A 24,339-nucleotide genomic window follows, 5' to 3' on the forward strand; every position below is an offset into this window, starting at 1 on the left:
TTGGTCTGTTGTCCTACCTTTCGACCGGAAAATCGTGCATATTAAGGAGGCGATCGCCCGTCCGTCGTGGTCGCAATGGTCGACTTGCCGTCACGTAACCGACGGGCAGGAAGGTGCGCAATGAGCCTGAACCGCGGCATGCTGGCACAAGGCGATCTGGAGCAAATGGTCGCCGCAGGCGACATCGACACCGTGATCCTGGCGTTCTGTGACATGCAGGGGCGGCTCACCGGCAAGCGGGTGTCGGCGCGGCTGTTCGTCGAGGACGTCGCCGCCCACGGCGCCGAGTGTTGCAACTATCTGATGGCCGTCGACGTCGAGATGAACACGGTGTCCGGCTACGCCTCCTCCAGTTGGGAGACCGGCTACGGCGACATGGTGATGCGGCCCGACTTCGCCACCTTGCGGTTGATTCCCTGGCTGCCGGGAACCGCGCTGGTGATGGCGGATCTGTTCTGGCTCGACGGCCGCCCGGTCGCCGCAGCGCCACGCGCCATCCTCGACCGCCAGATCGACCGGCTCAGCGAGCGCGGACTGGTGCCCTACGCGGGTACCGAACTCGAATTCATGGTGTTCGACAACAGCTTTCGCGAAGCTTGGGCGGCGGGCTATCGGGGCCTTACGCCGGCCAGCGACTACAACATCGACTACGCCATGCTCGCGTCGACCCGGATGGAGCCGTTGCTGCGCGACATCCGCCTCGGCATGGAGGGCGCAGGCATGTACTGCGAGGGCGTCAAGGGGGAGTGCAACCTGGGCCAGCAGGAGATCGCGTTCCGCTACGACCATGCCAGGACCACGTGCGACAACCACACCATCTATCGCAACGGCGCCAAGGAGATCGCCGACCAGCACGGCAAGAGCCTGACGTTCATGGCGAAGTTCGACGAACGCGAAGGCAACAGCTGCCACATTCACATCTCGTTGCGCGGGGACGACGGCAGTGCCGTGTTCGCCGACAGCGCCGACCCGCTCGGGATGTCGCCGATGTTCCGCAGCTTCATCGCCGGCCAGCTCGCGACCATGCGCGAGCTGACCCTGTTCTATGCGCCGAACATCAACTCCTACAAGCGGTTTGCCGACGGTAGCTTCGCGCCGACCGCCGTCGCCTGGGGACTGGACAACCGCACGTGCGCGTTGCGGGTGGTGGGCCGCGGCCACGGCATGCGCATGGAGAACCGGGCACCCGGCGGCGACGTCAACCAATATCTGGCCATCGCCGCGCTGATCGCGGGCGGTCTCTACGGCATCGAGCGGGAACTCGAACTGCCCGAGGCGTTGGCCGGCAACGCCTATGCCAGCGGTGCCGAGCGGCTGCCGACCACGCTGGCCGAAGCGGCCGCGCTGTTCGAGAAGTCCGAGATCGCGCGCGAGGCGTTCGGCGACGACGTCGTCGAACACTATCTCAACAACGCACGGGTCGAGCTGGCGGCTTTCAATGCCGCGGTTACGGATTGGGAAAGGGTGCGAGGTTTTGAACGGCTCTGACGCGCACCCGCAGGCTCGCCCGGTGATCGGTGTGAGCACCTACCTGCAGCAGGCGCGGACCGGAGTGTGGGACGTCACCGCCAGTTTCCTGCCCGCGAGCTATATCGAAGGAGTGAACCGCGGCGGGGGCACCGCGGTGCTGCTGCCGCCGCAACCCGACGGCGCCGCGGTGGCCGACCGGGTGCTCGACGGGATCGACGGATTGGTGATCAGCGGCGGGCGTGACGTGGACCCGGCGGCCTACGGTCAGCCTCGTCATCCTTCGACGGATGAACCCGTGGGCTACCGCGACGAATGGGATTTCGCCCTGGTGCGCGCCGCACTGCGGCGCGGGCTGCCGCTGCTCGGAATCTGCCGTGGCGCACAGGTGCTCAACGTCGCGCTCGGCGGCACGCTGCATCAGCATCTGCCCGACGTGCTCGGTCATACCCGGCATCAGCGGGGCAACGCGGTGTTCAGTACGTCGTCTGTGCAGACGGTGCCGGGTACCCGGCTCGCCGGCCTGATCGGGGCGCACTCCGATGCGCAGTGTTATCACCACCAGGCCATCGACCGGCTCGGTGACGGCCTGGTGGTCAGTGCCCGCGACACCACCGAGGGCGTCGTCGAAGGTATAGAGCTTCCCGGTGACCAGTTCGTACTGGCCGTGCAGTGGCATCCCGAGGAACGCCTCGACGACGTCCGGCTTTTCGCAGGGTTAGTCGAGGCCGCCAAATCGTATGCGACAGAGAGGGTTTCATGAGCACTGCGCAAGTCATCAATCCCGCCACCGAGGAGGTGCTGCGCACCGTCGACCTGCTCGACGAGGCGGCGGTCGACGACGCGGTGGGCCGCGCCACGGCCGCGCAACGGCGGTGGGCCCGGTTGGCGCCTGCGGAGCGGGCCGGGGCCCTGCGGGCCTTCGCCGCTGCCGTCGACGCCCATGTCGACGAGCTCGCGGCGCTCGAGGTGGCCAACTCCGGGCATCCGATCGGACAGGCCGAATGGGAGGCCGGGCATGTCCGCGACGTGCTGCAGTTCTACTCGGCGACCCCGGAACGGTTGAGCGGCAAGCAGATTCCCGTGGCGGGCGGTATCGACGTGACGTTCAACGAGCCGCTCGGCGTCGTCGGCGTCATCACACCGTGGAATTTCCCGATGCCCATCGCGGCATGGGGCTTCGCCCCCGCACTCGCGGCGGGCAACGCCGTACTGCTCAAACCCGCCGAATGGACACCGCTGACCTCGATTCGGATCGGTGAGTTGGCCGCCGAATCCGGTCTGGATCCCGACCTGTTCCAGGTGTTGCCCGGCAAGGGCGCCGTGGTGGGGGAGCGCTTCGTCACCCACCCCGGCGTGCGCAAGGTCGTGTTCACCGGCTCCACCGAGGTCGGTACGAGGGTGATGGCCGGCGCTGCGGCGCAGGTGAAGCGGGTCACGCTCGAACTGGGCGGCAAGAGCGCCAATATCGTGTTCGACGATTGCGACATCGAGCGTGCGGCTGCCACGGCGCCGTACGGAGTGTTCGACAACGCCGGTCAGGACTGCTGTGCCCGCAGCCGGATCCTGGTGCAGCGCAATGTGTACGACCGTTTCATGGAATTGCTGGAGCCTGCGGTCAAGGGGGTGGCGGTCGGTGATCCTGCGGTGCGTGCCACCGAGATGGGGCCGTTGGTGTCACGTCCACACTGGGAGTCGGTGGCCTCCTACGTCCCCGACGACGCCCCGGTAGCATTCCGTGGTTCCGCTCCCGACGGCCCCGGGTTCTGGTTCCCGCCAACGGTGTTGACGCCGCAGCCCTCCGACCGGACGGTCACCGAAGAGATCTTCGGCCCCGTGGTGACGGTGCTGCCCTTCGACGACGAGGCGGCAGCCGTCGCACTCGCCAATGACACGCCCTATGGATTGTCGGGTTCGATCTGGACCGACAACCTCTCGCGCGCCGTGCGGGTGTCCCGCGCGGTCGAAGCAGGCAATCTCAGCGTCAACTCGCATTCGTCGGTGCGCTACAACACCCCGTTCGGCGGCTTCAAGCAGTCGGGCCTGGGCCGCGAGCTGGGGCCGGACGCGCCGCTGTCCTTCACCGAGACCAAGAACGTCTTTTTCGCAGTCGAAGATCGAGCAGAGGAGCTCTAGATGGATCTCACCCAGCGTCTGGCAGGCAAGGTCGCCGTCATCACCGGCGGTGCCAGCGGTATCGGCCTGGCCACCGGCAAGCGGCTGCGTGCCGAGGGCGCCACGATCGTGGTGGGCGACATCGACCCTGCCACCGGCAAGGCCGCCGCCGACGAGCTCGAGGGGCTGTTCGTGGCCGTCGACGTCGCCGACCAGGCCGCGGTGGACAACCTCTTCGACACGGCCGCGTCGACTTTCGGCAGCGTCGACATCGCGTTCAACAACGCGGGCATCTCGCCGCCCGACGACGATCTCATCGAGAGCACCGAACTGCCGGCGTGGCAGCGCGTGCAGGACGTCAACCTCAAGAGCGTGTACCTGTCGTGCCGCGCGGCGCTGCGACACATGGTGCCCGCCGGCAAAGGGTCGATCATCAACACCGCGTCGTTCGTCGCGGTGATGGGCTCGGCCACCTCGCAGATCTCCTACACCGCGTCCAAGGGCGGCGTGTTGGCGATGTCGCGGGAGCTCGGCGTCCAGTACGCCCGCAGCGGTATCCGGGTCAACGCCCTGTGCCCGGGGCCGGTCAACACGCCGCTGCTGCAGGAGCTGTTCGCCAAGGATCCCGAGCGCGCGGCGCGGCGCCTGGTGCACATCCCGCTGGGCCGGTTCGCCGAACCCGAGGAACTGGCGGCCGCGGTGGCCTTCCTGGCCAGTGACGACGCGTCGTTCATCACGGGCTCGACATTCCTCGTCGACGGTGGCATCAGCTCGGCCTACGTGACACCGCTGTGACACCCTGATAGCTCGTTATGACAGCCGATCCGGATCCGCAGCAGTCGACCGCCCCCACCGTGGAGACGGCCGACGCCCTGCTGCGGCCGGTCCGGCTGGGCAACGCATTCGAGGACACCGTGGGCAGGCTGCTGGAGACCATCCGCCTCGGAGTGCTGGCCCCCGGAGAGTCGCTGCCGCCCGAACGCGAGCTCGCCGCGCGGCTGGGGGTCAGCCGCGACACCGTGCGGGAGGCCATCAAGTCGCTGGCCGATGCCGGTTACCTGGTGGCGCGGCGCGGCCGCTACGGCGGCACGTTCCTATCCGAGCAGCTGCCGCGGCACACCACCGAGGCGGCGCGGCCAAGCCGGGAGGAGATCGACGACGCGCTGCGGCTGCGCGAGATCCTCGAGGTCGGCGCGGCCCGGATGGCAGCCGGGCGCACGCTGAGCGCAGCCGAGCGCGACGGCCTGTTCTCGCGCCTTGCCGATGTCCGCGAGGCATCGCCCGACGACTATCGAAGGCTGGACTCCCGGTTGCATCTGGCGATCGCCGAAGCGGCAGGCTCACCGTCGCTGGTGCCGCTCGTCGCGGAGAACCGCATGCGGCTCAATGCCCTGCTCGACCAGATCCCTCTGCTGGCACGCAACATCGCCCACTCCGACGAACAGCACGAAGCCATCGTCATCGCGATCCTGGCCGGCGACGCCGACGGCGCCGCAGAAGCCATGCTGGCCCACGTGGCCGGATCAGCCGCTCTGTTGCACGGCTTCTTGGACTGACGTCGGGCACCACCGCAGCACCCCAGCACCGCAGCACCGCGACCGTGCGTGTCTGTTGCCCGACACACCGCAAAACGGCGGCACTATGCGCACCTTCGTGCGGGCGTGATGAGGCTCGTCTACGGCTGAGCGCCCTCGGCTCATTCCTGGGCTACATTCAAAGCGTGGACCAGCTCGAAAACCAGGTGCAGGTCGAGCGGGCGGCCTCGGCGCTGGCCGACGTCGACACCGCGGGCTGGGCGCGGCGTTTCGACCTGCTCTCGGATCCGCATCGGCTCGAGATCCTGTTGTGCCTGCACCGGGCGCCCGGCATCTGCGTCGGGGACCTGGCCGCCGCGCTGGGACGCTCTGAAAATGCTGTCTCGCAGGCCCTTCGGGTGCTCCGCGATCAGGGCTGGGTGAGTTCCGTGCGGGTGGGGCGGATGGTCAGCTACCGCCTAGAGGACGAGGTCGTCCACGATCTGCTGCACTGGCTCGGCGCCCGGCACGGATGAATTATCTGTTTATCTAGACAGATGAAAAGGTGAGTTCTACGCTCGGGCGATGAGCATCGGCACCTTGACCGAGAGCACCACCACCACTCGGTTCGACCGCGCCGACTGGATGTCGATCGCCGCCACAGGCGGATTCGTGGCCCTACTGCACATCATCGGCTGGGGTGTGCTGGTGGTCGGGGTGGCACCGCAACACATCACCCTCGGCTCGGCCGGGGTGTTCGGTGTGGGCCTCGGCGTCACCGCCTATCTGCTCGGCGCGCGGCACGCCTTCGATGCCGACCACATCGCCGTCATCGACAACACCACCCGCAAACTGGTGGGAGAAGGCACCCGGTCGCTGTCCGCGGGTTTCTGGTTCTCACTGGGACATTCGAGCGTGGTGTTCGGCCTGGCGTTGTTGCTGGCGCTGGGGGTGCGGGCGCTGGTCGGCCCGGTGCAGGACGAGGGCTCGCCGATGCTGCAGACCCTCGGCCTGATCGGGTCACTGGTGGCCGGCACGTTCCTGATCCTGATCGGGCTGACGAATCTGATTGCCGCCGTGGGGATCGCCAAGGTGTTCCGCGCCATGCGCACCGGCGAGCTCGACGAGGAGGAGCTCGAACGGCAGCTCAACCGGCGCGGTTTCCTGGCCCGCCTGCTCGGCCGCGTGATGGGGCGGGTGAACAAGCCGTGGCATCTGTACTTGGTCGGCTTCCTGATGGGGCTGGGATTCGACACGGCCAGCCAGGTGGCGTTGTTGGTGCTGGCGGCCGGAACGGCGGCATTCACCCTGCCGTGGTACGCCGTGCTGGTGCTGCCGGTGCTGTTCGCCGCGGGCATGAGCCTGTTCGACACCCTCGACGGCATCTTCATGACCCGGGCCTACGGCTGGGCGTTTCTGCAGCCGGTGCGCAAGGTGTACTACAACCTCACGGTCACGGTGCTCTCGGTGATCGTCGCGCTGGTCATCGGCGTCATCGTGCTGGCCGGTCTGCTGGTGGACCGCCTCGGCATCACCTCGGGTCCGCTCGCGGTGATCGGGTCGGCCGACCTGGAATTCGCGGGCTTCGCCATCGTCGGCATCTTCGTCGTCAGCTGGATTGCCGCCCTTGCCATCTGGCGGTTCGGCCGCATCGAGGAACGCTGGAGCACCCAGACCTAGTCGGCGAGCCCCAGCAGCGCGTTCTCGATCACCTCGGGTAGCGCCGGGTGGATCCAGTACTGCCCGCGCGCTACCTCCTGGGCGGTCTGGCCGAAGCTCATCGCCTGGATCAGTGGCTGGATGATCGACGACGCCTGGTAGCCCATGATGTGCGCTCCCAGGATTCGGCCGGTCCCACGTTCGCCGATCAGCTTCGCGATGCCGGTGGTGTCCTCCATCGCCCATCCGTAGGCGGTGTCGCCGTAGTCCTGCACCTTGATCACGATGTCGTGCCCGGCCTCCCTGGCCTCGGCCTCGGTCAGGCCGACCGTGGCGATCTGCGGCTCGGTGAACACCGCCGACGGGACGAACCGGTGATCGGAGGCCATCAAAGTGGCGCTGTCGTCCCAGTCGCGCAGCAGATTCTCCTTCACCACGCGGGCCTCGTGGTTGGCGACGTGCTTGAGCTGGTACTCCGACGACACATCACCGAGCGCGTAAATCCCACGCGCCGTTGTGCGTTGGTACTCGTCGACCACAACCCGACCGTCGTCGTCGATCTCGACCCCGGCCAGCTCTGCGTCGAGCAGATCCCCGTTGGGCACCCGGCCGGTGGCCACCAACAGCGTGTCGGCAGGCAGGGTCTCACCGTCGTCGAGGTGCAGCACGATCCGCTCGCCATCCTGATGTGAACCGATCACGTTCTCGTGCGTGCGCACGTCCCACTTCGCGGCGGCCAGTTCACTGAACCGATGGCAGATGGTCTCGTCGAGGTGCGTCAGCAGGCCGGCTCCGCGCAACACGATGGTGATCCGCACGCCCAGCGCCGAGAAGATATGCGCGAATTCGGCTGCCACGAACCCGCCGCCGACGATCACCAGATGTTCGGGCAGCGCGGGAATCCGCATGATGTCGTCGCTGGTGTAGTACGTGACGCCGCACTGTGCGATGGCCGGCGGGATGAAGGTGCGCGAACCGGCGGCGATCACCACCTGATCGCTGCTGAACTCGTCGCCGTCCTCGGTGCGCAGGGTGTAACGGCCGTCGGGCAACTTCGGGCCGAACCGGGTGTGGCTCGCGTACACCGTGACGTTCTCGGCGGAGCGGCGGTATTCCTCGCCGCCTGCCGCGATGGGATCGATGCGGCCGAACACCCGCGACACGATGTCGGGCCAGCGCACCTTGTCGATGTGGGAATCGATGCCGTACTTCGCGCTGTCGCGGATCGTGTGGGCGACCTCGGCGGCGTAGACGAACATCTTGGTGGGGATGCAGCCGACGTTCAGACAGGTGCCGCCGAAGGTGCCCTGCTCGCAGATCGCGACCAACTTGTCGGCGTAGCGCTCGTCGAGGACGCTGTTGCCCGATCCGGTGCCGATGATCGTCAGGTCGTAGTGTTCCACGTGGGCCTCTATCCGGAAGGTGTTGTGCTGGAATGAGTTTGCGAACTCAGGTAGCTGTCCAACCACCGGTTGAGCTCGAGGTAGGCGGCCGCCCGCGGTTCCGCCAGCGAGAGGAAGACGTCGTGCTTGGCGTCGACGATCGGGACGATGGTGCTGCGATTGCCCACGCAACCGGCCCAACGCGCGATCTGGGTGACGTCGAGTACCGCATCGCCGCGCTGGATGGCCGCGGGGTCGGGGGATTCGGCGACGCTGTGGTCGGAGCGCAGGATCAGGTTGGGCACGCCGACGTCAAGGCCGCGGTGTAACCGAGCCTGCCCGCGCCGGATGGCGTTGATCCACCCGATGGTGATGGGGAAGCCGCCCAACGGCTTCCATTCGAGGTTGTAGTCGAACTCACCGCCGTAGTCGCGGTGCAGGCTGGTGCCGTAACCGCCTTCCGTGGGCTTGCGGACCACGCTCAGTTTCCGCACCCTGGCGAGCGCGATGAGCGCGGCCGAGGTCGGGGCGGTCCGCAGGATTGCCGGGCCGTGCAGGTCCAGGAACGGGCTGTTGAGGATCAGGCCGCCCACGTTGTGCGTGGTCAGCTCGCCCCGTTGCCGCAACCGGTCGGCGAACAGCGTGACGATCAGGCCGCCCGCCGAATGGCCGGACAGGCAGATCCTGGCACCTTCGGTGTCGGCCGCGACGATTTCCAGTGCGCGGACCAGTTCGGTGTCGTAGTTGGCCAAGTCGGTGGTGAAGTGTGGCGTTTGGCCTTCCAGCCGGGACCGTCCGCACTTGTGCAGATCGATCGCGTAGAACGCGAAACCGCGCTCAGCGAAGCGGTCGGCGAGTTCGGTGTGGAAGAAGTAGTCGGTGTACCCGTGCAGGGCCAGCACCGCATGCTCGGCAGGGCCGCCGTCACCCCGGCGCACCAGAGTGGCGACCAGGTCGCCCTCACCGTCGGGATCCGGGCCGAGCGTGATGGTCTGTTGCCAGAAGCCGGGTAGCACATCCGGCACCCAGGCGGGTTCCCGTGACGTCACGGCTTCACCCTAACCGGCGGCCGTGGTCACCCGGGTGACCGACAGCACTGGTACGCCCGCTCACCGGGCGGTCGGGTCACGATAATCTTGGCAGAAGAACAGCCGTCGACGATGACGGGCGCTGCGAACGAAGGACGTGCGATTCAGGTGTCTGACGCAAAGGTAGCTGGGACCGAGAAAACCGACGTCGTCCTGGTGGGTGCGGGGATCATGAGCGCCACGCTGGGCGCGCTGATCCGCCTGCTGGAGCCGGACTGGTCCATCACCCTCATCGAGCGCCTCGACGCCGCCGCCGCCGAGAGCAGTGACCCGTGGAACAACGCGGGCACGGGGCATTCGGCGCTGTGTGAGCTGAACTACACACCGGAGAGCACCGGCGGCACCATCGACATCAGCAAGGCCGTCAACGTCAACGAGCAGTTCCAGGTGTCGCGGCAGTTCTGGGCCTACGCCGCCGAGAACGGCGTGCTCACCGACGTGCGCAGCTTCCTCAACCCGATCCCGCACGTCAGCTTCGTACACGGCGCCGAGAACGTCGGTTACCTCAAGCGCCGCTACGACGCTCTGGTCGGCAATCCGCTGTTCGCCTCGATGGAGTTCATCGACGACAAGGACGAATTCACCCGGCGACTGCCGTTCATGGCCAAGGGCCGCGACTTCTCCGATCCGGTCGCGCTCAACTGGACCCAGGCCGGCACCGACGTCGACTTCGGCTCGCTGTCGCGCCAGCTCATCGGCTTCACTGCGCAGCGCGGCATGGACACGCTGTTCGGTCACGAGGTCGAGAACCTGCGCAAGGAATCCGACGGCAGCTGGACGCTCAAGGTGACCAACCGCCGCACCGGCCTCAAGCGCAAGATCAACGCCAAGTTCGTGTTCGTCGGCGCCGGCGGTGGGGCGCTGCCGCTGCTGCAGAAGGCAGGCATCCCGGAAGCCAAGGGCTTCGGCGGGTTCCCGGTCGGCGGGGCCTTCCTGCGGACCAACAACCAGGAGCTCACCGCCGGGCATCGGGCCAAGGTGTACGGTCTTCCGCCGCTGGGTGCCCCGCCGATGTCGGTGCCCCACCTGGACACCCGCGTGATCAACGGCAAGCAGTGGCTGCTGTTCGGCCCGTTTGCCGGATGGTCGCCGAAGTTCCTCAAGCAGGGCAAGATCACCGATCTGCCGTTCTCGGTCAAGCCCAACAACATCATGTCGATGCTCGGTGTCGGGCTCACCGAGATGGGCCTGGTCAACTACCTCGTCGGCCAGCTGTTGCTCAGCGAGGCCGACCGCGTCGAGACGTTGCGTGAATTCGCGCCCAGCGCAGTCGATTCCGATTGGGAGCTGGACATCGCGGGGCAGCGCGTGCAGGTCATCCGGCGCAAGGGCGCCGGCGGTGTGCTGGAGTTCGGCACCACCGTGTTGTCGGCGGCCGACGGCAGCATCGCCGGGTTGCTGGGCGCATCGCCCGGTGCGTCCACCGCGGTGCCCGCCATGCTCGACGTGCTCGAGCGGTGCTTCGCCGACCGGTACGCGGGCTGGACGCCCAAGCTCAAGGAGATGGTCCCGTCGCTGGGTACCAAGCTGTCCAACGAACCCAAGCTCTACGAGGAGGTGTGGGCATGGGGCACCCGGGCATTGAAGCTCGACGCCCCGGCCGGCGTGTGACGGCGGTGGGCATATGACGATCGCCCCGCGCCGTAGTTGGGCCAAGGATCTCGACGCCGCAACGCTTTACGAGTTGCTCAAGCTGCGGATCGAGGTGTTCGTGGTCGAGCAGGCCTGTCCGTACCCCGAACTGGATGGCCGCGACCTGCTGGCCGAGACCCGGCACTTCTGGCTCGAAGGCCCCGACGGTGAGGTGATCTCCACGCTGCGGCTGATGGAGGAACATCCCGGCGGGGAGAAGGCCTTTCGCATCGGCCGCGTGTGTACCAAACGGGACGCCCGCGGAAAAGGCCATACCACCCGGCTGATGCAGGCCGCGTTGGCCGAGGTCGGCGACTACCCGTGCCACATCGACGCCCAGACCTATCTCGAAGATATGTACTCCCGGCACGGCTTCGTGCGCGACGGCGACGAGTATCTCGACGACGGCATTCCGCATGTCCCGATGGTCCGCCCCGGAGCCCGAACCGATGAGCGCTCGCGCGAGGAGCCGATGTGACCCGAACGGACCCTTCATGACCCACGCCTACCCGTTCAGTGCGATCGTCGGGCAGGACCGGTTGCGGTTGGCGCTGGTGCTGTGTGCCGTGCGGCCCGAGATCGGCGGCGTGCTGATCCGCGGCGAGAAGGGCACCGCCAAGTCGACGGCGGTGCGGGCGTTGGCGGCGGTGTTGTCCGCGGTCGACGACGACGCACGACTGGTCGAGTTGCCGATCGGTGCGACCGAGGATCGCGTGGTCGGATCGCTGGATCTGCAGAAGGTGCTGCGTGACGGCGAGCATGCGTTCTCGCCCGGCCTTCTGGCCCGTGCGCACGGCGGCGTGCTGTACGTCGATGAGGTCAACCTGCTGCACGACCATTTGGTCGACGTTCTGCTCGACGCCGCCGCGATGGGCCGCGTGCACGTCGAGCGCGACGGTATCTCGCACTCGCACGAGGCACGGTTCGTCCTGATCGGCACCATGAACCCCGAGGAGGGTGAGCTCCGGCCGCAGCTGCTGGACCGGTTCGGGCTGACCGTCGATGTCGCGGCCTCGCGTGAAGTCGATGTACGGGTCGAGGTGATCCGGGCCAGGATGGAATTCGAGACCGATCCGGAGGGTTTCGTGCGCCGCTACGCCGACGCCGACGCCGAGGTGTCTCGACGCATCGCCCGGGCGCGGGCGGCTATCAGCTCAGTGGTGTTGCCCGACAACGAGTTACGGCGTATCGCTGCCCTGTGCGCGGCCTTCGACGTCGACGGCATGCGAGCCGATCTGGTGGTGGCGCGTACCGCGGTCGCACATGCTGCGTGGCGTGCCGCGGCGGCCGGGGCGGGCGAAGCGACGGGAAGAATCACCGTCGACGAGGAGGACATCCGGGTGGCTGCCGAGTTCGCGCTACCGCACCGACGGCGCCGCGACCCGTTCGACGACCCCGGGCTTGATCCCGAGCGGCTGGACGAGGCCATGGATCAGGCGGCCGAGGCCGCGTCGCGACCGGACGGGGGTGAGGATCCCGAGTTCGATCCCGATCCGCCCGGCGGTGGTGGCGGCGAACCAGGATCCGCTCCGGAAAACCAACCCTCGCAAGGTAATTCGAAGGCTGCTCCGAACCGTCCCAGTGCACCGCCCGCGGCGGTGTTCCGCACCAAAGCGTTGGTGGTGCCTGGGGTCGGTGAGGGTGCGCCGGGCCGGCGGTCGCGCGCACGCAACCGCACCGGGGCGCCCATCGCGGCCACCGCCGAATCCGGCGTCGGGCACGGTCTGCACGTGTTCGGCACGCTGCTGGCCACTGCCGGCCGCCAGACCCAAGCAGGCCGGCCCCGCCCGGCGCCCGACGATGTCCGGCGCGCGATTCGCGAAGGCCGGGAAGGCAATCTGGTGATCTTCGTCGTCGACGCATCCGGGTCGATGGCCGCGCGGGATCGCATGTCGGCGGTCGGCGGAGCCACACTGTCCCTGCTGCGTGATGCCTATCAGCGCCGGGACAAGGTCGCGGTGATCACGTTCCGTCAGCAGGATGCGCGGGTGCTGCTGCCTCCGACGTCCTCGGTGCACATCGCCAGCCGGCGGCTGGCGCGTTTCGACACCGGCGGCAAAACCCCACTGGCACAAGGCTTGTTGGCCGCCCGCGACGTGGTGGTGCGGGAGCGGGCCCGCGACCGCGCGCGACGTCCGCTGGTCGTACTGCTCACCGACGGGCGGGCCACCGGAGGCCCCGACCCGCTGGGCCGGACCCGCGCGGCGGCGGCTCTGCTGGTCGCCGAGGGGGCTGCGGCCGTCGTGGTCGATTGTGAAACGTCTTTTGTGCGGCTGGGTTTGGCCGAGCAACTGGCCCAACAGCTCGGTGCCCCGGCTGTGCGCTTGGAGCACCTGCACGCCGACAGCCTGACCCGGCTGGTCACGGCGCGGGCCGACGCCGCATAGCGCGAGAGAGAGGACCGTCCATGCCACAGGGCCAGCCGCTCACCGTTCCCGACGATGGGCTGACCACCAAAGCCCGTCGCAACGCGCCCCTTCTGGCCGTGCACACGGGGCCGGGCAAAGGGAAATCCACTGCCGCGTTCGGCATGGCCTTGCGGGCCTGGAATCAGGGTTTCCGGGTTGCGGTGTTCCAGTTCGTCAAGAGCGCGAAGTGGAAGGTGGGGGAGGAGGCCGTGTTTCGTGAGCTCGGCCGACTGCACGATGAGCACGGCACGGGCGGGCCGGTGGAATGGCACAAGATGGGCTCGGGGTGGTCGTGGACCCGCAAGCACGGTTCTGACGTCGACCACGCCGCCGCAGCCGCCGACGGGTGGGCCGAGATCACGCGCCGACTCGCCGCCGAGCAGCACGACTTCTATGTGCTCGACGAGTTCACCTACCCGCTGAAGTGGGGCTGGGTGGACGTGGCCGAAGTCGTCGCGACCCTCACCGCGCGCCCCGGTACGCAGCATGTCGTGATCACCGGCCGCGACGCGCCACGGGATCTCATCGATGCCGCCGACCTGGTGACCGAGATGACCAAGATCAAGCACCCGATGGACGTCGGCCGTAAGGGGCAGAAGGGCATCGAGTGGTAGCCGGACGGCAAGGGCGTGTCGGGCAACAGACACGCACGCTCGCGGTGCTGGGGTGAGCACGGCCACCACGCCGGCGGTGGTGATCGCCGCACCCGCGTCGGGCAGCGGGAAGACCACGGTGGCGACGGGTCTGATCGGCGCGCTGCGCCGTGCCGGAAACCCAGTGGCCCCGTTCAAGATCGGCCCCGATTTCATCGATCCGGGCTACCACGCGCTGGCCGCAGGCAGGCCGGGACGCAACCTCGACCCGGTGCTGGTCGGCACCGAGTTGATCGGCCCGCTGTACCGGCACGGCAGCTCCGGAGCTGACATCGCCGTGGTCGAGGGCGTGATGGGCCTGTTCGACGGGCGGATCGACGACCGAATGCACGGCACGCCTCGGGGTTCCACGGCACAGGTCGCAGGCCTGCTGGGCGCACCTGTGGTGCTGGTCGTCGATGCGCGTGGCCAGAGTCACAGCGTCGCGGCGCTGCTGCACGGCTTTGCGACCTTCGACCCGGATGTGCACATCGCGGGGGTGATCCTCAACCGGGTCGGCTCGCCTCGGCACGAGGAGGTGCTGCGGCAGGCCTGCGAGCACGCCGGCGTCCCGGTGTTCGGGGCGATCCCTCGTGACGACGAACTGGCCGTTCCGTCAAGGCATCTCGGCCTCGTCACGGCCGTCGAGCACGGTCGTCGGGCAACTGCTGCGGTGGCCGCGATGACCGCCTTGGTGGCACGCCACGTCGACCTGGCCGCGGTGCGGTCGGCCGCGGCCGCGCATGTGGCGGCCGAGCCGTGGTCCCCCGACGGCGCCGGTTCGACAGGCGAGATCACGGTCGCGCTGGCGACGGGAAAGGCGTTCAGCTTCGGCTACACCGAGCACGGTGAACTGCTGCGCGGAGCCGGTGCGGTGGTGGCCGAGTTCGACCCGCTGACCGAGCCATTGCCGCCGGGCACCGACGCGCTCCTGCTGCCGGGCGGCTTCCCCGAGCAGTTCACTGCCGAGTTGTCTGCCAACGACGTTGTGCGCGAGCAGATTCGCGATCTCGCGCGCCGTGGTGCCCCGGTGCACGCGGAGTGCGCAGGCTTGACGTATCTGCTCGACGATCTCGACGGGGCGCCGATGTGCGGGGTGCTGCCCGGCTCGGCGCGGTTCACCGAACGGCTCACCCTCGGATACCGGGACGCCGTCGCGGTGGTCGACTCCGTATTGCACGTCGCGGGTGACCGGGTCACCGGACACGAATTCCACCGCACCGCAGTCACTTTCGCCGACCCGCTCGACCCGGCGTGGGCGTTCACCGACGCGCAGCGCCGGCCTGTCACCGACGGTGCGGTACGAGGCGGGGTGCATGCCGGCTACCTGCACACCCATCCCGCGGCCCACCCGCAGGCCATCACCCGGTTCGTGGCGGCGGCGGCAGGCTCTAAGCTCGGCGCGTGACGCCGCGGAAGCGAGGAGCAAAATGAACGCCGCGCACGCGAGGAGCACAATGACGCCGCGGACGCGAGGAGCAAAATGAACTCAGAGAACGCCTACCTCGTCGGCCTGCGCCTGTCGGGCAGAAAGGTGGTCGTCGTCGGCGGCGGAACCGTCGCCCAGCGCCGACTGCCGTTGCTGATCGCCCACGGCGCCGACGTCCACGTCATCGCCCGCGCCGCGACCCCTGCGGTGGAGGCACTGGCCCAGGCGGACCCTGGCATCACCCTCGCGCTGCGCGATTTCGAGCCGGGCGACCTCGACGGCGCCTGGTACGTGATCGCGGCCACCGACGACGGCGCCGTCAACGCGGCCATCTCCGACGAGGCCCAGCAGCGTCGGATCTTCTGCGTGCGCGCCGACATCGCCCGCGAGGGTTCGGCGGTCACGCCGGCGACCTTCGAGTACGACGGACTGTCGGTGGGTGTGCTTGCGGGCGGTGAGCACCGCCGTTCGGCGGCCATCCGCTCGGCCATCCATGAGGCGCTGCAGCGCGGCGTGATCACCGCCGAGGCGACGGGCGAGGCGCCGAGCGGCGTGGCGTTGGTGGGCGGCGGACCCGGCGATCCGGAACTGATCACGGTGCGCGGGCGGCGGTTGCTGGCCCGCGCCGACGTCGTCGTCGCCGACCGGTTGGCGCCACAGGACCTGCTCGCCGAACTCGGCCCGCACGTCGAGGTGATCGACGCGGCGAAGATTCCCTACGGGCGGGCGATGGCGCAGGACGCCATCAACCAGGTGCTCGTCGACCGGGCCCGGGCCGGCAAGTTCGTGGTGCGGCTCAAGGGCGGTGACCCGTTCGTGTTCGCGCGGGGTTATGAGGAGGTGATCGCGTGCGCCGACGCCGGCATTCCGGTCACTGTCGTGCCGGGTGTGACGAGTGCCATAGCAGTTCCTGCGCTGGCCGGTGTTCCCGTCACTCATCGCGGTCTGACGCATGAATTCGTGGTGGTCAGCGGGCATGTTGCGCCGGGGCACCCCGAATCGTTAGTGAATTGGAATGCGCTGGCCCAGATGACCGGCACCATCGTGCTGCTGATGGCCGTCGAACGCATCGAGTTGTTTGCCAAGGCGCTTCTCGACGGGGGCCGACCTGCGGATACGCCTGTTCTTGTGGTGCAGCACGGCAGCACGGTGGCACAGCGGACGTTGCGGGCCACTCTCGGTGACGCGCCGGAAAAGATCCGTGAAGACGGCATCCGGCCTCCCGCGATCATCGTGATCGGGGCTGTGGCAGCGTTCGCCAGTTAAAGGATTCTTAAGATTACTGTAAGGTAACCGGCTATGACGGCTCTCAATGACGCAGAGCGCGCAGCTATGAACCGCGACGCCGGGGAGGATCGGGTTTTGCCGATGTACCAGGCGGCAGGCAACGACGGTGACCAGCGTGACGGGATCGCTTCACGGCTCCCGGCATGGGTCCCGTCGTGGGGTTTTCTGTCGGCAGTCATCGCCATCGCAGGCATGCAGCTGCTCGCCACCATGGACAGCACCGTCGCGATCGTCGCGCTGCCGCGGATCCAGGACGAGCTCGGTCTCTCCGATGCCGGCCGCAGCTGGGTCATCACCGCCTACGTATTGACCTTCGGCGGTCTGATGCTGCTCGGCGGTCGCCTCGGTGACACCATCGGCCGCAAGCGCACCTTCATCGTCGGTGTCGCGCTGTTCACCATCGCCTCGATCCTGTGCGGCAGCGCGTGGAACGAGGCCACCATGGTGACCGCGCGGCTGCTGCAGGGCATCGGTGCGGCCATCGCGTCGCCCACCGGCCTGGCGCTGGTCGCCACCACGTTCCCCAAGGGACCGGCGAGAAATCTGGCCACCGCGGTGTTCGGCGCGATGACCGCCATCGGCTCGGTGATGGGCCTGGTGGTCGGTGGGGCTCTCACCGAAGTGTCCTGGCGCTGGGCCTTCATGGTCAACGTGCCGATCGGCCTGGTGATGCTCTACCTGGCCCGCACCGCACTGCGCGAGACCAACCGTGAGCGCATGAAGCTGGACGCGGCCGGTGCGCTGCTGGCCACCCTGGCCTGCACCGCGGCGGTGTTCGCGTTCACGCAGGGGCCTGAGCGGGGCTGGCTCTCGCCCGTCACGCTCGGTTCGGGTGCGGCCGCGGCGATCTTCGGGCTGGCCTTCCTCATCGCCGAACGCAACGCGGAGAACCCCGTCGTCCCGTTCGACCTCTTCCACGAGCGCAACCGCGTCGCCACCTTCGCCGCGATCTTCCTGGCCGGTGGCGTGCTGTTCACCCTCACTGTGCTGATCGGCCTGTACGTGCAGGACATCCTGGGCTACAGCGCACTGCACGCCGGTATCGGGTTCATCCCGTTCGTGGTCGGCATGGGCATCGGCCTCGGCGTGGCCTCGCAGGCCGTGCGGTTCTTCTCGCCGCGAGTGCTGGTCATCGCCGGCGGCATCCTGGTGCTGGGGGCCATGCTGTACGGCTCGACGCTGCACGCGGGCATCCCGTACTTCCCGAACCTCGTGGTTCCCATCACCATCGGCGGTATCGGCATCGGCATGATCGTGGTGCCGCTGACCCTGGCCGCCATCGCCGGAGTGGGCTTCGACCGGATCGGTCCCGCGTCGGCGATCGCGCTGATGCTGCAGAACCTGGGCGGTCCGCTGGTGTTGTCGGTGATACAGGCGGTCATCACCTCGCGCACGCTGTACCTGGGCGGCACCACCGGGCCCGTCAAGAACATGAATCCCGCGCAGCTGGCCGCGCTGGACGCCGGCTACACCTACGGGCTGCTGTGGGTCGCGGCGGTGGCGGTCCTGGTCGGCGGGGCGGCTCTGTTCATCGGGTACACCGCCGAGCAGGTGGCCCATGCCCAGGACGTCAAGGACGCCATGGACGCGGGCGAGCTCGACGTCGAATGACGCCGTGAGCCGTCCGACCCGTCAACAGATCTCCGACGCCGTCGGAGACTTGGGTTGGCGCCTGGTCCTCGGCGCCGTCTACACCGAGGTGCTGGCGCCGTCGATGGCCGATGCGGTGGCCGCCGCGTCGCATGCGGTCGAGGCCGCGGGTTCCGACGCGCCCACCCATCTGACCGTCGACATCCGGGCCGACCGGGCAGTGCTGCGACTGCAGTGCACCGAAACCGGCTGGGTGAGCGACCGTGACATCGAGCTGGCCGCCGAGGTATCGCGAGCACTGGCCGCCCGTGGGTTCGAGATGACCACCGGCGGGGCCGTGCAGGCCCTGGAGATTGCCATCGACGCGCTCGACATCGCGGCCGTGCGGCCGTTCTGGAAAGCCGTCACCGGGTACCAGGATGAAGTCGAGCAGTCGGACCTCAACGCGGGCCTCGTCGACCCGTTCGGCCGCGGCCCGGCGATCTCGTTTCAGCAGATGGACCGACCCCGCCCGCAGCGAAATCGGATCCATCTCGACATCGACGTACCCCACGACATGGCGCAGGCCCGCGTCGAGGCGGCGCTGGCCGCGGGTGGCACGCTGCTCAGCGACCGCCGCGCGCCGCGCTTCTGGGTACTGGCCGACGCCGAGGGCAACGAGGCCTGCATCTGTACCTGGCAGGGCAGGGACTGAGCACCACGCTTTAAGGTTGTCGGCTGTGATCACCCGTATGTCAGAGCTGTTTCTGCGCACCCTGCGCGACGACCCCGCCGATGCCGAGGTGCCCAGCCACAAGTTGCTGATCCGGGCCGGATACGTACGCCCGGTCGGCCCCGGCATCTACAGCTGGCTGCCGCTGGGACTGCGGGTTCTGCGCCGGATCGAAAAGATCGTCCGCGAGGAGATGAACGCCATCGGCGGCCAGGAGATCCTGTTGCCCGCCCTGTTGCCGCGTGGCCCGTACGAAACCACCAATCGGTGGACCGAATACGGCGACACCCTGTTCCGGCTGCAGGACCGCCGCGGCAACGACTATCTGCTCGGGCCCACCCACGAGGAGATCTTCACGCTGACGGTCAAGGGGGAGTACTCCTCATACAAGGACTTCCCGGTTCTGCTGTACCAAATCCAGACCAAGTACCGCGACGAGGCCCGGCCGCGCGCGGGCATCCTGCGCGGCCGAGAGTTCGTGATGAAGGACTCGTACTCGTTCGACGTGGACGACGACGGCCTCAAGAACGCCTACCACGCCCACCGCGAGGCCTACCAGAGGATCTTCGGACGGCTGGGCGTGCGTTACGTGATCGTCTCGGCGATGTCGGGTGCGATGGGCGGCAGTGCCTCCGAGGAGTTCCTGGCCGAAAGCGAAGTCGGTGAGGACACTTTCGTGCGGTGCCTGGAATCCGGCTACGCCGCCAACGTCGAAGCCGTGGTCACCCGGGCTCCCGCGCCGCTGCCCATCGAGGGGCAACCCGAGGCCGTGGTGTACGACACCCCCGACACCCCGACCATCGCGACATTGGTCGACTGGGCCAATTCAGCTGGGCTGGACGAGTTCTCGGGCCGCGAGGTCACCGCGGCCGACACCCTGAAGAACATCCTGCTCAAGACCCGCGAACCCGGTGGCGAGTGGGAACTGCTCGCGATCGGCGTGCCCGGCGACCGCGACATCGACGAGAAGCGCCTGGGTGCCGCGCTTGAGCCGGCCGAGTTCGCCCTGCTCGAAGAGGCCGACTTCGCCAGGAACCCGTTCCTGGTGAAGGGATATGTCGGCCCGAAAGCCTTGCAGAAGAACGGTGTTCGCTATCTGGTCGACCCCAGGATCGTCGAGGGGACGGCCTGGATCACCGGCGCCGACGCGCCCAACAAGCACGTCGTCGGCCTGGTCGTCGGCCGCGACTTCACCCCCGACGGCACCATCGAGGCCGCCGAGGTCCGCGACGGCGACCCGTCGCCCGACGGCGCCGGTGTGCTGACGTCGGCGCGTGGCATCGAGATCGGCCACATCTTCCAGTTGGGCCGCAAGTACGCCGACGCCTTCACCGCCGACGTGCTCGGCGAGGACGGCAAGCCGGTCCGGTTGACCATGGGCTCCTACGGCATCGGCGTGTCCCGCATGGTCGCGGTGATCGCCGAGCAGCAGCACGACGAGCTGGGGTTGCGCTGGCCCGCTTCGGTGGCCCCGTTCGACGTGCACGTCGTTGTGGCCAACAAGGACGAGGCGGCTCGAGCGGGTGCCACGGAGCTGGTCGCAGGCCTGGACCGGCTCGGCCACGAGGTGCTCTTCGACGACCGCAAGGCCTCGCCCGGGGTGAAGTTCAAGGACGCTGAACTGCTGGGCATGCCGTGGATCGTCGTGGTGGGTCGCGGCTGGGCCGACGGCACCGTGGAGCTGCGCAACCGGTTGACGGGCGAGAACCGCGAAATCGCCGTGGACGACGCCGTCACCGAGATCTCGGCGGCGTTGGCCGGCTGACGCGCCCGCCAAGAGCAATCGAGTACCGCCCGCGGCGGCGCCGGATCAGCCGGATTCGGCGCCGCCCGGGAAAGCGACGGTCACGGGCCAGGCGTTGAGCTGGGCGCGCCATTTCGCCGCCGTCACCGCAGACTGCGTCAGCGCCGTCACCGCGAAGGCGCGGTCAGCGTTGTCGGTGGCCTGCTCGAGCACCGCGCGCCAGGCCACCGCGGCGTCCTGTTCCATTCGGACCGCGAGGTTCGCCGCGTCGGTGGGGTTGGCCACGGGTATCGGTACCTGGTATCCGGCCGCGGGCAGTGGTGGAGGGACCGACCGGGCTCCCAGCATGGTGATCGCGGCTTCGCGACGGTCTCGGTGCTCGGCCATGGCGGCGGCCACCAGCGCGTTGTCGTCAGGCGTGGAGTGCGCGGAGACCAGGCCGTAGCCGTAGACGATGGCGTGCTCGGTGGCCACGGCGTCGAAGAGGGCACGGTCGGCCGGATCAGCCGGGCGTGCCGGTCCGGCAGGCGGCGGTTCGGTGGTCGTCATTGCGCACCGCCCAGTGCCACGGTGTAGGCGGCCGTGCACGCCGCGGCGATCGATCCGACCAGCCCGGCACGGTACCCCGAGAGCCGGGCGGCCAGCGTCGTCGCCTCCTGTGCGGACTGCTTGAGCGCGTTGATCACGTCGGCTGCCGTCGGCGCGGGCGCCGGAGCGCCCGAGGGGGGTGCCGTGGTGGACGACGGCGCCGACGGCTGCGCGGTCGGCGCCTTCGTCCCGGCCATCCGGACCAGTTCGTCGGTGAGCGCCTGAGCATGCGCCGAGCGTTCGGATGCCACGGTTGTCAACGCCCGCGCCTGCGCGGACTGCGGCGGTTGAGCCGCGGCGGCGTCGGAGGCCAGCTTGCTGTCGGCGCGGGCCCGGTCCAGCTGAGCTGCCAGATCCGCGAGGTCGGGCGAAGGTGGAGGGTCGGCGCAGCCGGCGGCAGCGACGCCCAGCACGGCCACGGCGGCGGCCGAGACCAATGCCCGCCGCCGGCTGATTTTCGGTAGGGCGCTCGGCACGAGCAACATCCTGCCATTGCTTAGCGCAGCGCTGGCACAGCGCCAAGGCGTGTGATGCCGCACAGCACATTCGCTGCCCACCGACCTTGGTTCGCCCGTTGCGGCCTTGGCCCTGGCGTATCGTGGAAAGTCGATTCCGGGGGGCCTGCCAGGGCTTCGTCCCGGAATCGTGTCCGGACAACTCAAGATGAGGAGCTCGCCGTGGCACCGGATCCGAAGTTGCGGTCTGCGGATTTGCCGTCGCAGAAGCAGGTGATCGAGCTACTGGACGGCGAATTCGCGCGCGCCGGATACGAGATCGACCAGGTTGTCGTCGACGCTGCCGCGCGCCCGCCCCGCATCACCATCGTGGCCGATGGCGACCACGGCCTCGACCTCGATTCTGTCGCGCAGCTGTCCAGGACAGCCTCGGAGTTGCTGGATCAGCTCGACCGCAGCGGCGACACGCCGTATGTGCTGGAGGTCACGTCCCCCGGGGTGGACCGGCCGCTGACCGAGCACAAGCACTTTCGTCGGGCTCGCGGTCGCAAGGTCGAGATGACGTTGGCCGACGGCGCACAGCTGACCGGCCGGGTCGGCCAGAGCGATGCCGAGTCGGTCGAGATCGTGGTCAGGGACGGGCGAGATTTCGCAGTGCGCCGTATCGAGCTGGCCGACGTTGTCAAAGCGGTTGTCCAAGTGGAGTTTTCACCGCCAAGCCCGCGCGAGTTGGAGTTGGCCGGAGAAACGGGGAAGGGGGCCTGAGCATGAACATAGACATGGCGGCGCTGCATGCCATCGAAGCCGACAAGGGCATCACGGTCGACGTGGTCGTGGAGACCATCAAATCGGCCCTGCTGACCGCCTACCGGCACACCGAAGGTCACGAGCCCGACGCGTACATCGACATCGACCGCAAAACCGGTGCGGTCAAGGTCATGGCCCGCCAGACCGATGCAGACGGCAACGTCATCCACGAATGGGACGACACGCCCGAAGGGTTCGGCAGAATCGCGGCAACCACCGCGCGTCAGGTGATCCTGCAGCGGCTGCGCGACGCGGAGAACGAGAAGACCTACGGCGAATTCTCGGCCCACGAGGGCGACATCGTGGCCGGCGTCATCCAGCGCGACGCGCGGGCGAACGCCCGCGGGCTGGTCGTGGTGCGCATCGGCAGCGAGACCAAGGGGTCCGAAGGCGTCATCCCCGCGGCCGAGCAGGTGCCGGGGGAGCGCTACGAACATGGCGACCGGCTGCGCTGCTACGTCGTCGGCGTCACCCGCGGCGCCCGAGAACCGCTGATCACGTTGTCGCGCACCCACCCGAACCTGGTCCGCAAGCTGTTCTCGCTCGAGGTGCCCGAGATCGCCGACGGATCGGTGGAGATCGTCGCGGTGGCTCGGGAGGCGGGCCACCGGTCCAAGATCGCTGTCGCGTCGCGGGTACCGGGTCTCAACGCCAAGGGCGCCTGCATCGGCCCGATGGGCCAGCGTGTCCGCAACGTCATGAGCGAGCTGTCCGGCGAGAAGATCGACATCATCGACTTCGACGACGACCCGGCTCGATTCGTCGCCAACGCGCTCTCGCCGGCCAAGGTCGTGTCGGTGACGGTGATCGATGAGGCAGCCCGCGCCGCGCGGGTCGTGGTGCCAGATTTCCAGCTGTCTCTGGCCATCGGCAAGGAGGGGCAAAATGCCAGGCTGGCGGCTCGATTGACGGGATGGCGCATCGACATCCGCAGCGACGCTGCACCGCAACCTGACTCCGACCCTGCGCCGCGCGCGGTGCCCGAGCGTTAGGAAGGCAGTCGGTTCGGAGCACAGCCCGCGGGGCGGTAGACTCAGCCGTGATCCAGCGCGAGTCTCCGGCCTCCACGCGTCAACGCAACCCCGGCAGTTCTGTCGGACCGGTGCGGACATGCGTCGGGTGCCGGAAGCGAGAGTTGGCCAACGAGTTGTTTCGTGTAGTCGCGGTGATCGACGGGAATGGACAGTGTGCCGTTACCGTTGACACAGCGGCCAGCCTGCCCGGGCGTGGTGCTTGGTTGCATCCCGACCGGCAGTGCGTACAGGTGGCAATCCAGCGGCGGGCATTCGTACGAGCGTTGCGCATCGCCGGTTCACCGGACACCTCCGCGGTGGTCGAGTATGTCGAAGAGTTGTCAGCCTCGACCGCCCGCTCAGAAGAACAGGTAGCGAAGAACATGAGCACACCGTGAAGTCCCGATGACCATGCGTCATAGCTAACCCGAGGCGCGGCGCCTACCACCGCTGTCGCCTCTAGATGAGGAGAAGTAGTGGCAGGTAAGGCCCGTGTACACGAGTTGGCGAAGGAACTCGGTGTCACAAGTAAGGAACTCCTAGCTAAGCTCAAAGAGCAGGGAGAGTTCGTCAAGTCGGCGTCCTCCACAGTGGAGGCGCCGGTTGCGCGTCGGCTGCGCGAATCGTTCGGTTCGAAGACCGAGTCCAAGCCTGAGGCGCGTCCCAGCGCCAAGCCCGGCGACAGGCCTCGTGGCCAGGGCAACGGTGCACCCACCCCCGGCCCGGCCCGGCCGGCAGCCACACCCGGCGCACCGTCGCCGGCGACGGCGGCTCGCCCGACCCCCGCCCCCCCCCCCCCCCCCCCGACGCCCCCCCC

The 24,339-nt window shown here is 68.4% G+C and carries 24 protein-coding genes; 20 read left to right on the top strand and 4 right to left on the bottom strand.

All coding sequences use genetic code 11. From position 1 onward, the window contains the following. Positions 1–120 precede the first annotated feature (120 nt). The 7 genes from BST13_RS08175 (at position 121) to nicT (ending at position 6,776) form a co-directional block, all read left to right on the top strand. Positions 121–1,488, top strand: coding sequence for a glutamine synthetase family protein (locus tag BST13_RS08175; RefSeq protein WP_083162454.1), 1,368 nt, complete (start codon positions 121–123; stop codon positions 1,486–1,488). Then, entirely contained in the window at positions 1,475–2,230 is a 756-nt protein-coding gene (locus BST13_RS08180) for a gamma-glutamyl-gamma-aminobutyrate hydrolase family protein (protein ID WP_083162456.1), read from the top strand. The genes BST13_RS08175 and BST13_RS08180 overlap by 14 nt, the downstream gene beginning before the upstream one ends. Continuing rightward, positions 2,227–3,603: an aldehyde dehydrogenase family protein gene (locus BST13_RS08185; protein ID WP_083162458.1), complete on the top strand. Its 1,377-nt coding sequence runs from the start codon at positions 2,227–2,229 to the stop codon at positions 3,601–3,603. The genes BST13_RS08180 and BST13_RS08185 overlap by 4 nt, the downstream gene beginning before the upstream one ends. Continuing rightward, a complete protein-coding gene (locus BST13_RS08190; protein ID WP_029373334.1) occupies positions 3,604–4,377 on the top strand; it encodes a 3-oxoacyl-ACP reductase in 774 nt (257 codons plus the stop codon). It abuts the gene before it with no gap. A gap of 17 nt (positions 4,378–4,394) precedes the next feature. Further along, on the top strand, positions 4,395–5,138 hold the full coding sequence (locus tag BST13_RS08195) for a FadR/GntR family transcriptional regulator (protein WP_083162460.1): 744 nt from the start codon (positions 4,395–4,397) through the stop codon (positions 5,136–5,138). A 164-nt stretch (positions 5,139–5,302) separates the two neighbouring features. Next, positions 5,303–5,632 (top strand): ArsR/SmtB family transcription factor, encoded by a 330-nt coding sequence (locus BST13_RS08200; RefSeq protein ID WP_211296032.1) that lies wholly within the window; start codon positions 5,303–5,305, stop codon positions 5,630–5,632. A 49-nt stretch (positions 5,633–5,681) separates the two neighbouring features. Further along, positions 5,682–6,776: a Nickel transporter NicT gene (gene nicT / locus BST13_RS08205; protein WP_083162462.1), complete on the top strand. Its 1,095-nt coding sequence runs from the start codon at positions 5,682–5,684 to the stop codon at positions 6,774–6,776. On the opposite strand, the gene mtr is transcribed toward nicT, so the two are convergent. Continuing rightward, positions 6,773–8,158 carry a mycothione reductase gene (gene mtr, locus BST13_RS08210; RefSeq protein ID WP_083162464.1) on the bottom strand — a complete coding sequence of 462 codons (1,386 nt, stop codon included), beginning with the start codon at positions 8,156–8,158 and terminating at the stop codon, positions 6,773–6,775. The two genes, nicT and mtr, sit on opposite strands and share 4 nt — an antisense overlap. 8 nt (positions 8,159–8,166) lie before the next feature. Continuing rightward, positions 8,167–9,162, bottom strand: coding sequence for an alpha/beta hydrolase (locus BST13_RS08215; protein WP_211296036.1), 996 nt, complete (start codon positions 9,160–9,162; stop codon positions 8,167–8,169). A gap of 171 nt (positions 9,163–9,333) precedes the next feature. On the opposite strand from BST13_RS08215, the gene mqo reads away from it, so the two are divergent. From mqo to BST13_RS08260, 9 genes are all read left to right on the top strand, one after another. Beyond that, positions 9,334–10,836: a malate dehydrogenase (quinone) gene (mqo, locus tag BST13_RS08220; protein ID WP_083162540.1), complete on the top strand. Its 1,503-nt coding sequence runs from the start codon at positions 9,334–9,336 to the stop codon at positions 10,834–10,836. 13 nt (positions 10,837–10,849) lie between these two features. Further along, positions 10,850–11,335 (top strand): GNAT family N-acetyltransferase, encoded by a 486-nt coding sequence (locus BST13_RS08225; protein ID WP_083162468.1) that lies wholly within the window; start codon positions 10,850–10,852, stop codon positions 11,333–11,335. A 16-nt stretch (positions 11,336–11,351) separates the two neighbouring features. Further along, positions 11,352–13,244 (top strand): magnesium chelatase subunit D family protein, encoded by a 1,893-nt coding sequence (locus tag BST13_RS08230; RefSeq protein ID WP_083162470.1) that lies wholly within the window; start codon positions 11,352–11,354, stop codon positions 13,242–13,244. A 20-nt stretch (positions 13,245–13,264) separates the two neighbouring features. Further along, positions 13,265–13,879, top strand: coding sequence for a cob(I)yrinic acid a,c-diamide adenosyltransferase (gene cobO / locus BST13_RS08235; protein WP_083162472.1), 615 nt, complete (start codon positions 13,265–13,267; stop codon positions 13,877–13,879). Positions 13,880–13,931: 52 nt separating this feature from the next. Next, positions 13,932–15,305, top strand: coding sequence for a cobyrinic acid a,c-diamide synthase CobB (locus tag BST13_RS08240; RefSeq protein WP_083162474.1), 1,374 nt, complete (start codon positions 13,932–13,934; stop codon positions 15,303–15,305). 75 nt (positions 15,306–15,380) lie between these two features. After that, positions 15,381–16,592: a uroporphyrinogen-III C-methyltransferase gene (gene cobA, locus BST13_RS08245; protein ID WP_083162476.1), complete on the top strand. Its 1,212-nt coding sequence runs from the start codon at positions 15,381–15,383 to the stop codon at positions 16,590–16,592. A 102-nt stretch (positions 16,593–16,694) separates the two neighbouring features. Then, positions 16,695–18,224 carry an MFS transporter gene (locus BST13_RS08250; protein ID WP_095533457.1) on the top strand — a complete coding sequence of 510 codons (1,530 nt, stop codon included), beginning with the start codon at positions 16,695–16,697 and terminating at the stop codon, positions 18,222–18,224. Positions 18,225–18,228: 4 nt separating this feature from the next. After that, positions 18,229–18,897, top strand: coding sequence for a VOC family protein (locus BST13_RS08255; RefSeq protein ID WP_083162480.1), 669 nt, complete (start codon positions 18,229–18,231; stop codon positions 18,895–18,897). A gap of 25 nt (positions 18,898–18,922) precedes the next feature. Then, positions 18,923–20,680, top strand: a complete 1,758-nt coding sequence (locus BST13_RS08260; protein ID WP_083162482.1) for a proline--tRNA ligase — start codon at positions 18,923–18,925, stop codon at positions 20,678–20,680. A gap of 45 nt (positions 20,681–20,725) precedes the next feature. Here the strand turns inward: BST13_RS08260 and BST13_RS08265 are convergent, their stop codons facing one another. Both BST13_RS08265 and BST13_RS08270 read right to left on the bottom strand, forming a co-directional pair. Next, positions 20,726–21,208: a ferritin-like domain-containing protein gene (locus BST13_RS08265; RefSeq protein WP_083162484.1), complete on the bottom strand. Its 483-nt coding sequence runs from the start codon at positions 21,206–21,208 to the stop codon at positions 20,726–20,728. Beyond that, on the bottom strand, positions 21,205–21,732 hold the full coding sequence (locus tag BST13_RS08270; RefSeq protein WP_095533446.1) for a hypothetical protein: 528 nt from the start codon (positions 21,730–21,732) through the stop codon (positions 21,205–21,207). Before BST13_RS08270 ends, BST13_RS08265 begins: the two co-directional genes overlap by 4 nt. A 192-nt stretch (positions 21,733–21,924) precedes the next feature. Between BST13_RS08270 and rimP the strand changes: the two genes are divergently transcribed. The 4 genes from rimP to BST13_RS08290 form a co-directional block, all read left to right on the top strand. Next, positions 21,925–22,467 carry a ribosome maturation factor RimP gene (gene rimP / locus BST13_RS08275; protein WP_083162486.1) on the top strand — a complete coding sequence of 181 codons (543 nt, stop codon included), beginning with the start codon at positions 21,925–21,927 and terminating at the stop codon, positions 22,465–22,467. Between the two features lie 2 nt (positions 22,468–22,469). Then, a complete protein-coding gene (nusA, locus tag BST13_RS08280; protein ID WP_083162488.1) occupies positions 22,470–23,501 on the top strand; it encodes a transcription termination factor NusA in 1,032 nt (343 codons plus the stop codon). A gap of 173 nt (positions 23,502–23,674) precedes the next feature. Continuing rightward, positions 23,675–23,920, top strand: a complete 246-nt coding sequence (locus BST13_RS08285; protein ID WP_245839439.1) for a YlxR family protein — start codon at positions 23,675–23,677, stop codon at positions 23,918–23,920. A 78-nt stretch (positions 23,921–23,998) separates the two neighbouring features. Then, positions 23,999–24,339: translation initiation factor IF-2 N-terminal domain-containing protein (locus BST13_RS08290; RefSeq protein ID WP_211296033.1), on the top strand; the 341-nt coding region annotated here is incomplete at its 3' end.

It is taken from the genome of Mycobacterium aquaticum (assembly GCF_002086485.1).
GTDB lineage: Bacteria > Actinomycetota > Actinomycetes > Mycobacteriales > Mycobacteriaceae > Mycobacterium > Mycobacterium aquaticum.